Raw genomic sequence first — 14,378 nt, 5'->3', positions numbered from 1 at the left:
TTTTCCTATTTTTAGATTTGGATGATTAGAAAATATTATATTTACTCAAATTGGTTCATATAATTAGTTATGTTTTCACTTACAAGCATTGTTAATTGATTCGTGGTCTGGCTTAAATACGACTTTTTCAGCAAGCCCTATCTAGCACCAAAATCAAATTTGCATTTCGCACAGTTGAAAGGCGATGGGCGATTACTAAGGTGGTTCTACCTTTAAGAATTGTGTTTAAATTCGTCTGAATAATCCTTTCTGATTCTGCATCCAGATGGGAAGTCGCTTCATCCAAAATCAACAGCTTGGGATTGCCTAACAACGCTTTAGCGATCGCAATTCTTTGGCGCTGTCCTCCAGACAACATCCCCCCTCCTTCACCAATCTGGGTTTCATAACCCATAGGTAACTTTTTAATAAACTCATCAGCACCCGCCAATCGCGCCGCCTCAATAATCTCTGCCAAAGTTGCCCCAGGATGTGCCAAGCTAATATTTTCCCGAATCGTTCCGCCAAACAAAAAGGTATCTTGGTCAACTACCCCAACCTGTTCGCGTAGAGAACGCAACGAAAGACTGGTAATATCCTGCCCATCAATCAACACCTTGCCATCTGTGGGGGGATATAACCCCAAAACCAGCTTAGAAATCGTGGTTTTCCCCGAACCACTCCGTCCCACCAGGGCAACCATTTGACCGCTATGTACTTCAAAACTGAGATTTTCCAAAACATTGATATCGCTTTCAGGGTGATAGCGAAACGTCACGTTGTCAAAGCGAATGTTACCTTGAATGGGTGGTAAAGATTGCCGCGCTTGGTGCTGCAAATCCTCTTCTGGTTCCGCATCCAACACATCATTAATGCGTTCCACGGCAATGACCACTTCTTGCAATTGATTCCACAAAATTGTTAATCGTTGGAAGGGTCTAATAATATTTCCCAACAACATATTAAATGCTACCAATTGCCCAATGGTTAGCTGGTTGTGAATTACTTGGTATGCCCCAAACCACAGCAAGACGGTAGTTACTATTGCTTCAATTGTGTTGCTGAATATTTGCAAGCGATTGCTGATAATTTGCCCGGAAAAGTTAGTTTTTATTTCCTTACTTAATAACTCTTCCCAATGCCAACGCACAGTCTGTTCTACGGCTGTGGATTTAACCGTTCGCACACCAGAAAGGACTTCAATCAGATAGCTACTTTCATTAGCAACAGCATTAAAAATTTCCCTAGAAATCTTTTGTAAAAAAGGTGTGGCAATCACTGCCAGCAGGAAAAAAGGCGGTACAATCACTAACACCAGTAACGCCATTTTCCAGCTGTACCAAAACATCAATGCTAAATAAATAAAGACAGTGACTAAATCTAGCAGGATGGACAACGCCTCACCGGAGAGGAAGCGTTGAATTTTGCGGTTTTCCTGTACACGAGAGATAATATCCCCCACATAACGGGACTCAAAGTAACTCAAGGGTAGCCGCAGGGTATGGCGAATAAATCCCACAATCAGTGCTAAATCGAGCTTATTCGCCGTGTGGTCTAACAAATATTGCCGCAACCCTGTCATCGCCACACGGAATAAACTAAAAATCAGTAACCCTAATCCCACCGCCGTTAAGGTTAGTTCAGAACGCTGCACCACCACTCGGTCTAAAATTAACTGCGTGAATAGGGGGGTAACGAGTCCAAAAATCTGGATAAATAAGGAAGCGACAAACACTTCCAGCATTACTAAAGAGTGAGGCTTCATTAACTCAAAGAACTGCCAAAAGGGAGTTGTAGTCTCTTTAGCATCCTTCAGCCAGGCTGTAGGTTGCAGCAGCAGTGTATAGCCAGTCCAGTTGGCTTTAAATTCCTGGTGGCTGAGGGTGCGCTGACCAATACCAGGATCTGCCACAATTACCTGTTTTGCGGTGATTTCATAGACAACGATGTAATGCTTCCCCTCCCAGTGGGCGATCGCAGGCAGTTTTTGCTTTGCCAATTGGTCAATACTCGCTTTCACAGGTCGCGTAGCAAACCCAATACTTTCCGCCGCCGTCGATAGCCCCCGCAGCGACGAGCCATTGCGGTCAACATTGGCGATATCCCGCAGGCGATTTACACTAAAGTTTTTCCCCCAATAGCGAGACACCATCACTAAACAAGCTGCACCGCAATCTGATCCACTTTGTTGGGCAAAAAACGGATAGCGCCGAATCACACGTTGTAATAAATGCCCGACTCGCTGCGTGGAGTTGGGAAAATAAGCTTTGCTAATCTTTTTCTCGCGTGGCTCTACTGCTGGCGTTGCCAAAATCTTCGTTTCATGAAGCCGTTTTAAGTCAGATGGCGGTACTGAGGGATTATCTGACTCTTCAACCTGTTGAGGGTTACGAGATAGCGCCTTAGCCCACAAATGCTCCCGAATTTGGGGATATTTAGCCATCAATGGGCATAACACTTCACCCGGAATAAAGCACAGTTGCAAGTTGATTGAAGCCCTTGCTGCATAAGGTCTGAAGTCATTCTCCTCAAACAAGGTAAATTCCCCAAATGAGTCTCCCGCCTCCAAAGTAGCGATTAACTCATCGGCGCTATCTAGCAACCTTGCTTTGCCAGCGATCGCAATATATATACCCGCTTTAGCATCAGTTCCTTGCCAGAATTTACCGACTTTTGGGTTGATAGATTTAGCTTGTTGAAGACAGTGTTGAAATTCTTCTGTCGAAAGAGAATAACCCAGAGTATTGTTGAATTGTTGCAGAGAAAGCAACTGAGCGGATATATTTTGCGCCATGAATGTCTAAATGTTTTCCTAATTTTGCAAAGTTAATAGGTAAAAATTCGGAATCATCTGGAATAGCTGCCGATTTGAGGTCACAAATCAAAATTTTGGAACCCTGAACCTGTTCAGTGCTGTTTTGTTCAACATTATTGGGTTTTGGTAGTGTGGATAATCCCATCTGTTTGAGCAGTCGCTTGATATGGCGATCGCTTACCTCAATCCCAAATTCCTTTGCTAGATGTTTCGCAAGCCAGTTTGCTGTCCAGCGTCGAAAAGCATAACCATGATCGCGAGGACTACTGTTAACTAGTTCCTTCAAACGCTCTAAATACTGATCATTCACAGCCTTCGGGCGACCAATGGGGCAATCTTGCCATTGGTGCGCCATTCCAGTCCGAGCTATGTGTGTCCAATGTCGTGCTGTTGCCGCACAACATCCCAAGGTTTGACAGATATCTGTTTGAGTTTTCCCTTCATCTGCCAACAACATGATTTCAATTCGTTGGCGGTAGGATTCAGGTAAACTATTGTGTAAACTTTGTAGTAGCAGTTTCCGCTGAAACGGTGTTAAACACTTACCACCAGATGCACTTAAATACTTGGTTTCGGATTTTGCTTGGCAGTCGAACATATACGTAGAATTTGCTAGTTTTATAGATTCACAAATGCCCTGTACTTGATGCGTAATTTGTCAAGCACTTTCAAATGAGTGTTTACATATGCCAATTTATTCTACTAATAGGACACGTTTTTTATACAGAACTTACGCAAACAATAGCCGATTTTGGTAGGGGCAATTCATGAATTGCCCCTACTACGTGTAGTTTTGCGTAAATCCTATGATGTATATATCAAGCTACAACTTATCTGTTGTAAATTCCGAAGATTAAGCGCTAAATAAATTTTGATGAAATATTGGCTAAATATGATAATTGCGTATATTTATGAAATATTTGATTTATAAGTATAAATATTTTGAGGGTATAGCTAAGTTTTATCAAGATAGTGTGATTAAATATTTTCCCTAAAAGCTTTTACAGTCAGCCAAAGAAGACTATATTCAGTGATCTGAACGCTCAAAATCAATTACCTGGATTACACTTATTTATATCTTACTTAAATGTATATAATTTTACTTTAATTAATGTTTTGTCTAACAGCTTAAACTTCGAGCAAAGGGAGGGTGACAGTAAATGTTGTACCCACTCCAACTTGACTATTAACTACAATTTTACCTCCGTGTGCCTCGACAGACTTTTTGGCGATCGCTAGCCCCAAACCGGTACCAGGAATGTTTCCCACATTGTCAGCACGTTGGAAAGGCTGAAACAGTCGCTTTTGGTCTTCTTTAGAAATGCCAATTCCCCAATCTTGAATTCGGAAAATTACTGTTTTTTCCTGACTAATTAGTTCAAAGCGCACTATACCATCTGGTGGTGAATACTTAATAGCATTGCTAAGTAAATTGCCCAAAATGTGCCGCAGTAAACTTTTATCCCATAGTGCTTTGCCTAATTGCCCAAAACTGGCGAATACCAAAGTCAAATGTTTTTCATCCGCCATTAATTGAAATTCTTCGACCAGTTGGCGGCAAAAAGCTTCTAAATCTAAGCACAGGAGTTCACATTGCAGTCTACCAGAATCAGCTTTACCGATTAATGAAACTTCATCTAATAGCTGCACCGCGTTTTTGATCGCCGAGCGAATTATTTGCAAATGATTCTGTTTTTTCTCTTTGGTCAATTTTTCGTCGTAGTTTTGTAGCAATCCAGCAGCCAAGAGAATAGTACTTAGAGGATTGCGAATGTCATGGGAGAGCATCGAGACAAATTCAGATTTGAACTGGTTGAGTTCATTGGCTTTCATCAGTTCAGCAGTTCGTTCTTCAACTCGAATTTGTAACGTTTTATTAACCATGCGTAATGATTCTAAAACCTGCTTGCGCTCGATCGCATAACGCAGGGAGCGAACCAACACATCTGGATTTACCTGGCGCTTGATTAGATAATCTTGTGCCCCCTGCCGCACTGCCTCAATTGCCAGTTCTTCATCATTTGTATTGGTTAGGACAACGATCGCTACGCTTGGAGCTTGATCAATCAGAAGAGGCAGAGATGACAATCCTTCGCTGTCAGGTAGAGTCAAATCTAACAAAATAACATCGTAATTACACTGACCTAGCTCCTGAAGTGCTTCCCCCAATCGCTTCACATGAACCAAAGTAAACTCTTGGGACTTGGCTTGGATCAAAAACTCTTGTAACAACCTAGCTTCTGCTGGGTTATCTTCAATTAACAAGATTTTTACTGAGTAGCTTACAACCATAATCTTCGGGTTTTATAGCGTTTCCTAAGCAACTGAGGTACACCCAAATCTTTCCAAATCTTTTTTACCAAGGTTCATAGCGTTTAAAACGTACCTCACCAGGTCGGGAACCGCTATACCCCTGGAAATTTTTGAGTGTTGAGTTAAGATTAGTCCTGTTCAGGTGAGTCTCCTATTTATCAAGCTGTTCCACATCTAGTTTACACATCTAAATTTAATTTACCATTGTGCGTACAGGGTAGTATTCCTTACTTCGATGGTAGCGTGACAGTACAGAGCCAAAAATCTACAATACTCTTGATGATTTTGAATAGCTGGTTAAGGTTGCGGGATTTAGTGATATAGCAATTCACGTGCAAGTTGTAGCTGTCAAAAATGTCATCCTCATTTTTTGAGGTTGTTAACACAACGACTGGAATACGTTTTAATACTGGGTCAATTTTAATTTCCGCTAGCACTTCTCTACCATCTTTCTTGGGCAAATTCAAATCCAGGAGGATGAGGTCAGGGCGCCGTGCATTAGCATATTCGCCTTCTTGGCGTAAATAAGCCATAGCATCTATGCCATCCCTCACCGTCACTACCTCGTATGGCACTAAGCTATTTTTCAATGCTTCTTGAATTAAGCGAATGTCGGCTTTATTGTCCTCGACCAAAAAGATAGTTTTATATTTTTCTCCCGTTTCTGTACTCAAGTTCACGCCCTCCAACTGGAATTGTAAAGTAGAAGGTTGCGCCTACACCCTGTTCCGACTCTACCCAGATTCGCCCCCGGTGGCATTCGACAATCTTCTTACATATGGCTAATCCTATACCTGTGCCGATATATTCATCCCGTGTATGTAGGCGCTGAAAGATCACGAAAATGCGATCGCGAAATCGGGGGTCAATGCCAATACCATTATCCCGGACTGAGAACAGCCAGGCATCTTCTATCCTTTTTGCTCCCACATGGATTTGTGGCGGCTGATCACTGTGGAACTTAATGGCGTTACCGATGAGGTTTTGGAATAACTGCATCAGTTGGGTACTGTCAGCCATCACGGTTGGTAAGGGGTCGTGGGTGATAATAGCTCCAGTTTCAGCAATGTGTTGATGCAAATTGCTCAGAGACCGATCTAAGGCTGTTTTTACCTCGATCAGTTGAAATCCGATCGCATTCATATCTACTTTTGAGTATGCCAGCACGTCATCAATCAAAGTCTGCATCAGTCCAACTCCCTCTACAGCATAGCCGATAAACTCCTGGGCATCTTCGTCGAGTTGTTCTCGATAGCGCATCTCTAACAGCTGCACGTAATTCACAACTTGATTAAGAGGTTCTTGCAAGTCATGGGAGGCAACGTAAGCAAACTTTTTCAGGTCTGCGTTAGAACGTTCTAAATCCTGTGCTAATTGGGCAAGTTCATCGGCTTGACGTAGCACAATATTGACAATTGCTTTCCGCAGTTCCAATGCTGCTTTCACTTCTATATCTTTCCAAGGTAAAGATGTTAAGCGGACACTTTCTTTCCACAGTTCAAATGATTTGCGTGGAGATAAACGGACTTTTCCTTCTGACTGGCTAACTTCAAACGCCTGATTAGGATCGCCTCCCCAATTTACAGTTTGAATTACCTCCGGTCGAAACCATAAAACATAATTCCGTTTAGCAATAGGAATAGCTAATAAACCGCTAGCGACGTTTTTAAAACTTTCGGCATCTGGATAAATCTGCGATAAAGAATCTGTATAAAATACTTCTTCTTCAACGTTATTCTTGAGCCATTGCACTAAAAAATTTAGGTCTTCTTCTTTCGGCGTTTCACCAACTACCGTGCAGTTTCCCCCATAATACACGGCTGCACCTTGAGCGCTAGCCAAATCTAAAAAATGTTGCGGGTGTTTAACTAAACCATCAATAAAGTACTCTTCTTGAGACATATATTCAATCAAGACTAATTGAATATGTGTCAGATTTATCTTGTGATCGTGGTCTTCTGTCTCTTCTCTAGCTGAGATTTCGGCAAATATTACTCGCCCCAAAAATTCGCAAGCTTTACGAAATTCGTAGGAAATGTATTTAGGAGACTGATGATGACAAGCAATCAGCCCCCAGAGTTTTTGGTCTTTAATTAAAGAGATAGTTAGCGTTGCACTAACACCCATATTATGCAAGTACTCCAGATGACAGGGAGCAGCACTTCTGAGAATAGAGTTGGTTAAATCAATCGGGCGATCGCTAATTGGATTATTGATAGGAAAAACTGTTACTGGCTCAGAAGAAGAATCCGGGATGATTCTAATCGAATTGGCAACAAATAATTTTTTAGCTGGTTTGGGAATATCTGACTCTGGGTAATGCAATCCTAAGTATGGTTCTAGGCTTTCTAGTTTGTCTTCAGCGATCACGTAACCATGTCCATCATCATCAAATTTATATAACATCACCCTGTCAAATTGCGTTATTTTCCGAATTTCTTGAACGATAACTTGACAAAATTCACGGAGCTTTGATGTTTTTTGGAGTTGATTTATCGAGGCTTGAACTAGATGATAAAAGCTTAAAAATGGAATATTTTCTTGACTAATAGCAGGTTCTAATTCAACAATTAAAAATTTCTCTTGATTCCGGTGAAATACTGCATCAAATACTATGTATTCATCACCTTTTTTTCGCACCCAAACTTTGCTAGAATTGATGAAATCAATATTTACCCCGACTAGCCCTGTTTGAATTCTTTCTATTTGGAATGGGTCGAGTAAATCTTCTAGTTTTTTCTGCAATATATCTTCGGGAGTGATCCCGAAAACCTTTAATGTATTAGTGCTAACTTGTAATATTTTTAATTCAGGTTCCTCCAAAACTAATAGGACACCATGAGGCTGAATTTGACTTGAAAGATGAATTGATGCCTCTTTCAAGCTAATTAAATTAATACCTGGCAATTCTAAGTTCATTTTGATGACGATCCTCCTTTATTGTGCGGGAGCATCAAAACTAGAGTATCTATCAATAACGGAGAATTATAAATGTAAAAACTTATAATCTTTCATTAGTTATTTTTACTTAGTATTTAATTTACCATGCCCTGGTGTTGCGTTTTGCAGCCTTAATATCATTTGCTTGCGCTTTTAACAGTGTAACAGTAAATAAAGCTACATAGTGATAATAAATGTGAAAACTGTATAGTTAAGCAAATCTGGATATGTGTAGCTATATTAAGTTAAGTTCGACGAGTTATATTGTGTCCATCTAAATTAGCCGTAAAAAAAGACCTCTCACTGCTTTTACTACGTAAAAACGTCTCTCTCCGACTCGGAGCTACAGTGTACACACAAGTCTTCTAGAGTTGCCCCATAGACTTTTGATCCCCCCAACCCCCCGATAAATTGGGGGGCAAAAAGTTCTCAAAGTCCCCCCCTTTTTAAGGCTACCGTGTACACACAAGTCGAATTTCTTCTTAAATCCCAAAGATTACTTACTTAATCGCAGTGATGGTTAGGGTGGGGTAAAACTAAAGCTAAAACCTTAGTAAATCAGGTTTCAGGTGAGGTTTTGAGAATTTATGCAATAAATATATTGAATTCGGGTGGTCGTTTATTGAATTCGGGTGGTTGTTTATTGAATTCGGGTGGTCGTTTATTGAATTCGGGTGGTTGTTTATTGAATTCGGGTGGTCATTTATTGAATTCGAGTGGTCATTTATTGAATTCGGGTGGTCGTTTATTGAATTGGAGGTATTGTTCATTGAATTCAAGCAGTGGTTAGGGTGGGGTAAAACCCAGATTCTTGAACAACTTCATACTTGTGTATACACCGTAGCTTTTTAAAGGGAGGCAAAAAGTTCTCAAAGTCCCCCAATTTATCGGGGGATTTAGGGGGATCTACGACGATTTTGTTTTTTTAGAAGAGTTGTGTGTACACCGTAGCCGGCTTGGAGAGGGACAGACTTAAAGAAAAGTTCAAGGCAGGAAGAGGTTTATGGAACTGACGTTATGTTAAATTGAGAAAATTGCCCAATGCCTTATACCTTCTTTAATCAGATCCAAGAGTTGAACCACATCCGCAGTTTATAGCCATCAGGGGACAGGGGTAAACCTAAATAAACGGGCATCCAGAAAATAAAAGCCACCAGAATGATAAAAGTAATGGTGATACCTAGCGCCCGGAGTTGTTGATAATAACTGCGAAGACACTGATCGACAAACCAAGCGATCGCTAAAAATATAAACACTACTGCACACATATAATGATAGATGAAAACGCACCTCGTTACCTTCATCCAAGGTACTAAATTTGCGGCATAATTTAAAATTAAATATAAGGCAATCCAGCTATCAACACCAAGAGTTTCAGGCACAGAGAAACGTTTTTGCTTTACCCCAGGAATTACAACTTGTGATATTAGCATTCCGACTAAAAACAACATGGCAGCAACACCAAACCACCACAAAAAGGGATTGCCCATTGCATGAACATCATAAATAACTTTCCCAGCACCAGCAGGCAAAGGCGGCCCCATTACAGGTAAAGGATCGGTGATACTTTTAGCCGTTTGATAATAATACGCCATTGGTCGAATCATCAAAGGCCATTTGTACCACGCAGCACAATAAGGATGGACATTAGGACTATTGCCACCTAGCTGTAAGTGAAACTTCAAAATTTGCTGATGTACTGCGATAAATCCATAAGTTTTATCTAGTTGAAGGTGGGGAATCCAGATGATGCTGTAGATAAAAGCTGGAATTATTCCTAGATAGAACAACATTTGGAAAACATTTAACTGAGTCAAATTTTGTAGTGGTGTCTGAGATGAAGGAGGATAACTACTAACTTCTGCCTCCTTTAGTGAGTGAGATGTAAAAAATAGTTTTGAATTGGGAAAAGAATGTATCGAAAAAATTATCCAGGCTGCTAGCCAGATGAGATAAGCACCCAAAAGAAACCATAAACCATTCCATTTAGTGGCAACTGATGCACCAAAACTAATACCAGCAAGAACTAACCAAAAAGAACGTCGCCGATTTTGGTTATCTAATGCCAATAATAAAAACCAGTGTCCTAGCAAACCAAAGATGACGATATAAATATTGTTTAGTGCATAGCGAGACTCAACTATAAAGATGCCATCACAAGCTGTGAATAAACCTGCAAGAATTGCAAAGGTACGACGATAACTCAATTGATAAGCGATCGCAGCTACAATTATAGGAATAAATGAGCCTGTGAGGGCATTTAACCAGCGATAAGTCCAAGGCGATCGCAATGAACCTGTTAGTCCATTCACCGTATCGTGCCAAAAAGGAATGTGACTGCCAATCCAAATGCCGATACCAATAATATATTGACTCAACGGCGGATGAGCATTAAAAAATGGCGTGCGCGTGAGATAATTATTACCAAATTTGGCGAAGTAAACTTCATCAAATACCAGAGTGTTGAATCGCTCTAGTCCCCAAAACCGCAAGGCAAGTGAGAAAAGAAATATACTCACCATCCCAATTCTGAACCACTTTTTAGTCATTTGTCATTTGTCATTTGTCATTTGTCATTTCTCCCCACTAGGCGATGCCTGCGGCGGTAAACTACGCAAATTCGGAATTTTCTCTCAGTTCCTCAGATCGGAATCCCAATACAATCCGATTCTTTGGTACACCTGCTTTAACTAATTCTGTTGCTAGCCCCTCTTCAGTGCCATCACGTTGAATCCAAATTTTGCCATCAATAATATCAATGTGAATCAGACAGGCGTGAACGCGGCGGGTTGCAGTTACGGAAAGTTCGGGCACTGGTTCTCGACCAAGAATCATTACTAAATATCGATCTTGTTCTTTATCAAAAATAGTTTCATGCTGAATATTACCGTAAGAGTAAGGGATTTTCGTATGTTCAGTAAGAATGCTGCAAATTATCTGTCTGTATTGTTCCAGAGTATCCATCTGACTATAATCTCCCACTTTGGATTGAAAACAAGGAGAGGAATTTTGTAGTCTTCCAATATAAGTTTACCAAGCGGTTCTTCCTCAAAAACGTCAGTAAAAATATCCTCATGAACAGCAATATACAAAACCCTATCTGGATAATTGCGGGACATTACAGCAAGGTAAGTAAAGTACTGACCAATTGCCTGTTCAAGGTTTGCTACTTCTGAGTCACCACTGAAAGTCTTGATTTCAATTTACGTTAGCGTAGCGGTAGCGAGTCCGTGTTCGCTTTTAGCGTCTCGTAAGAGAGCGTCATTACGAATTACAAATTACCCTCGACTTTTGCCACTTCCAACATCGTCTTTAAAACCGAATCTGGATTCAGACTAATCGAGTCAATTCCCTGTTCAACCAAAAATTTGGCAAATTCGGGGTAATCGCTGGGTGCTTGTCCACAAATGCCGATTTTGCGATCGCATCTTTTCGCCACTTCTATGGCCATTTTCACCATTCGCTTTACACCTTCACTGCGCTCATCAAATAACCGCGCCACCAATGCTGAATCTCTGTCTATTCCCAGTGTCAACTGAGTTAAATCATTAGAACCAATTGAAAAGCCATCAAATACCTCAGCAAAGTCCTCAGCCATAATCACATTATTGGGCAACTCACACATCACATAAACTTGCAAGCCATTAACACCCTGCTTTAAGCCATTTTTTGCCATCTCTGCCAAAACCAAACGCCCCTCATCAGGAGTGCGACAAAAGGGAATCATCGGGATGACATTAATTAAACCCATATCTTCTCGTACCCGCTTCAGAGCATGACACTCCAAAGCAAAAGCTTCTCTGTAGCCTTGATCGTAGTAACGCGCCGCTCCCCGCCAACCCAGCATGGGGTTTTCTTCATGGGGTTCAAACTGTCGCCCACCTAACAAGTTGGCATATTCATTACTTTTAAAATCCGACATTCGCACAATCACAGGCTTGGGATAAAATGCTGCTGCAATTCTACCTACACCTTGGGCTAATTTATCTACAAAATATTCAGATTTATCGTCATAAAGTGCAGTAATCTGAGCAATTTTAGCTTTCGCAAATTCATCTTTTAATAAATTAAAGTGAATCAACGCCATTGGATGAATTTGAATTTGGTTAGCGATGATAAATTCTGTCCGCGCTAAACCTACGCCATCGTTGGGAATTGCAGATAAACTCAATGCTTCTTGAGGATTACCCACATTCATTAAAATTTGAGTCCGGGTGCGGGGTAAGTTCTCTAACGCGACTTCTTGAACTTCAAAAGGTAATAACCCTGCATAAACTTTGCCTTCTTCCCCTTCGGCGCAAGAAATTGTCACCTCTTGACCAGGTTTCAAGATTTCCGTAGCATTACCGCATCCCACGATCGCAGGTACACCCAATTCTCGCGCAATGATCGCAGCGTGACACGTTCTTCCTCCAGAATTAGTGACAATTGCACTGGCACGTTTCATAATCGGCTCCCAATCGGGATCAGTTCTCTCTGTCACCAAAACTTCCCCAACTTGGAACTGTCCGAGTTTCTGAACATCTAAAATTAGGCGGGCTTTTCCTTGACTAATTGCTTCTCCGATCGCACGTCCGGTAATTAGAGGAATTGGGGATTGGAAATCTGGGGTTGAAGATTTTTCCCCAGTTCCTAGTCCCCAATTTCCAGTCCCCAATAACAACCGATAACTCCGCAGCACATTTCCCGTCCTCTGCGACTGGACGGTTTCGGGACGCGCTTGCACAATAAAAAGTTCGTTAGTAATCCCATCTTTCGCCCACTCGATATCCATCGGGGTATAAGTACCGTGGACTTGCGAATAATGGTCTTCAATTAAACACGCCCAAGTTGCTAGTTGTAAAATCTCTTGATCACTCAGGGCGAATTTGCTCCTTTCACTGGTTGAAACAGCTACATTCTTCGTCAATTTGGAGCCGTCATCATAAACCATTTTTAGTTCTTTAGTACCCAACTTTTTATCAATAATTGGGCGAAAACCTGCTTTTAAAGTTGGTTTAAAAACATAATATTCATCTGGATTGACAGATCCCTGAACAACGTTTTCTCCTAAACCATAAGCAGCTGTAATTAGGGCTGCATCCTTAAAACCCGTTTCTGTGTCAATGGAAAACATCACCCCAGAGGTTGCTAAGTCAGATCGCACCATTTTTTGCACGCCAACGGCAAGAGCAATGCTAAAGTGGTCAAATCCTTTGGTATGGCGATAAGAAATAGCGCGATCGGTAAATATGGAAGCAAAGCATTTATGACAAGCTGCTAAAACTCCCTCAGCACCGACAACGTTAAGATAAGTTTCCTGCTGTCCGGCAAAACTAGCGTCGGGTAGATCCTCAGCAGTAGCACTAGAACGGACTGCAACATCTGTGTCTGCATGGTATTTTTCACAAAGACTTTCGTAAGCTGTGGCGATCGCCTCCCGCAATTCTACCGGAAATGGTGTGTGGATTAATAGCGATCGCGCTTTTTTTCCCCGTTCTCGTAAATTTTTGACATCTTCAACATCCAAGTCAGCAAAGAGTTGGCAAAGCTTTGCTTCTAACCCTGCCGATTGAATAAAATTACGATAAGCGTAGGCAGTGGTGGCAAATCCGTTAGGAACGTTGATGCCTTTGGGCGTTAGCTGTTGAATCATTTCCCCCAGTGAGGCATTCTTCCCACCAACTACAGGGATATCAGCAATACCAACTTGATCAAACCAGAGAATGAGCGATCGCTCTTGGGAAAATTGAGACAGGGTGCTTTTAGAGACTGTAGTCATAAGTATTACCTTTTAAAGTCGTAAATATGTAATTGCTAGTATATTTTTCTCTTGTTTAATTTTAGTGCTTGTAGCAACTGTGTTGCAGAGTAGGGTAAACATAGCTAAATTTTGTCCCCAAATCCGCAAGGTTTGTTATGGTGTCAGACGTTAGGGCTATGGTTAGGCACTTGGCAAGGCAAAGTGGAAGATGACACTGCTATGTAGTTACGGTTTTATGACGAAGCAGGCAATGTAGTGTTATTGCCAGAGGATGCAGAACGACAACGCGCCGAGCGATTAGCACAGCGATTGCGGGAGTTGGGAGAAGATCCAGATCGGTTTTAAGGTCAGTTTAAAGTGCGATCGCAGTTAAAGTACAGAAGCTTTCGTGACCAATATTGAGACTTTCGTAATTATATTGAGACTGGTGTGACAAATATCGAGATTTTCATAACTAACATTGAAATTTTTATGACAAATATTGAGATTTTCATAACTAACATTAAAACTTTTATGACCAACATCGAGACTTTGGTGACTAACATGGCGTTGTTTTAGAAACAGAATATAAAATAATCAAATAGCCCT

General features: G+C 41.1%; 9 protein-coding genes and 1 pseudogene. 1 reads left to right on the top strand and 9 read right to left on the bottom strand.

The features are described 5' to 3' along the window. Positions 1-127 precede the first annotated feature (127 nt). From ACEW80_RS19395 to ppsA, 9 genes are all read right to left on the bottom strand, one after another. Positions 128-2,773 carry a peptidase domain-containing ABC transporter gene (locus ACEW80_RS19395; RefSeq protein ID WP_373528152.1) on the bottom strand — a complete coding sequence of 882 codons (2,646 nt, stop codon included), beginning with the start codon at positions 2,771-2,773 and terminating at the stop codon, positions 128-130. Continuing rightward, on the bottom strand, positions 2,667-3,392 hold the full coding sequence (locus ACEW80_RS19390) for a transposase (RefSeq protein ID WP_373528151.1): 726 nt from the start codon (positions 3,390-3,392) through the stop codon (positions 2,667-2,669). The genes ACEW80_RS19395 and ACEW80_RS19390 overlap by 107 nt, the downstream gene beginning before the upstream one ends. A 530-nt stretch (positions 3,393-3,922) precedes the next feature. After that, the gene (locus ACEW80_RS19385; RefSeq protein ID WP_373528150.1) at positions 3,923-5,086 is read right to left on the bottom strand and encodes an ATP-binding protein; all 1,164 of its coding nucleotides are present in this window, start codon (positions 5,084-5,086) and stop codon (positions 3,923-3,925) included. A 248-nt stretch (positions 5,087-5,334) separates the two neighbouring features. Then, entirely contained in the window at positions 5,335-5,781 is a 447-nt protein-coding gene (locus tag ACEW80_RS19380) for a response regulator (protein ID WP_373528149.1), read from the bottom strand. Further along, positions 5,753-8,026, bottom strand: a complete 2,274-nt coding sequence (locus ACEW80_RS19375) for an ATP-binding protein (RefSeq protein WP_373528148.1) — start codon at positions 8,024-8,026, stop codon at positions 5,753-5,755. Before ACEW80_RS19375 ends, ACEW80_RS19380 begins: the two co-directional genes overlap by 29 nt. Before the next feature lie 1,082 nt (positions 8,027-9,108). Then, positions 9,109-10,596, bottom strand: coding sequence for a dolichyl-phosphate-mannose--protein mannosyltransferase (locus ACEW80_RS19370; RefSeq protein ID WP_373528147.1), 1,488 nt, complete (start codon positions 10,594-10,596; stop codon positions 9,109-9,111). A gap of 61 nt (positions 10,597-10,657) precedes the next feature. Then, entirely contained in the window at positions 10,658-11,011 is a 354-nt protein-coding gene (locus ACEW80_RS19365) for a XisI protein (RefSeq protein ID WP_373528146.1), read from the bottom strand. Continuing rightward, positions 10,981-11,244: an element excision factor XisH family protein gene (locus ACEW80_RS19360; RefSeq protein WP_373528155.1), complete on the bottom strand. Its 264-nt coding sequence runs from the start codon at positions 11,242-11,244 to the stop codon at positions 10,981-10,983. Before ACEW80_RS19360 ends, ACEW80_RS19365 begins: the two co-directional genes overlap by 31 nt. Before the next feature lie 74 nt (positions 11,245-11,318). Then, positions 11,319-13,808, bottom strand: coding sequence for a phosphoenolpyruvate synthase (ppsA, locus tag ACEW80_RS19355; RefSeq protein ID WP_373528145.1), 2,490 nt, complete (start codon positions 13,806-13,808; stop codon positions 11,319-11,321). Between the two features lie 111 nt (positions 13,809-13,919). On the opposite strand from ppsA, the pseudogene ACEW80_RS19350 reads away from it, so the two are divergent. Beyond that, positions 13,920-14,135: pseudogene (locus ACEW80_RS19350) on the top strand (hypothetical protein); the annotation flags it as partial. Positions 14,136-14,378: the final 243 nt, after the last annotated feature.

This window comes from Nostoc sp., from assembly GCF_041747015.1.
Lineage (GTDB): Bacteria > Cyanobacteriota > Cyanobacteriia > Cyanobacteriales > Nostocaceae > Nostoc.
This window is presented reverse-complemented; position numbering and strand designations above follow the sequence as displayed.

Bases quoted from the DNA above. Each gene is read 5' to 3' on its own strand.
- ACEW80_RS19395 (WP_373528152.1), bottom strand. From the start codon at position 2,773: ATGGCGCAAAATATATCCGCTCAGTTGCTTTCTCTGCAACAATTCAAC.
- ACEW80_RS19390 (WP_373528151.1), bottom strand. From the start codon at position 3,392: ATGTTCGACTGCCAAGCAAAATCCGAAACCAAGTATTTAAGTGCATCT.
- ACEW80_RS19385 (WP_373528150.1), bottom strand. From the start codon at position 5,086: ATGGTTGTAAGCTACTCAGTAAAAATCTTGTTAATTGAAGATAACCCA.
- ACEW80_RS19375 (WP_373528148.1), bottom strand. From the start codon at position 8,026: ATGAACTTAGAATTGCCAGGTATTAATTTAATTAGCTTGAAAGAGGCA.
- ACEW80_RS19370 (WP_373528147.1), bottom strand. From the start codon at position 10,596: ATGACTAAAAAGTGGTTCAGAATTGGGATGGTGAGTATATTTCTTTTC.
- ACEW80_RS19365 (WP_373528146.1), bottom strand. From the start codon at position 11,011: ATGGATACTCTGGAACAATACAGACAGATAATTTGCAGCATTCTTACT.
- ppsA (WP_373528145.1), bottom strand. From the start codon at position 13,808: ATGACTACAGTCTCTAAAAGCACCCTGTCTCAATTTTCCCAAGAGCGA.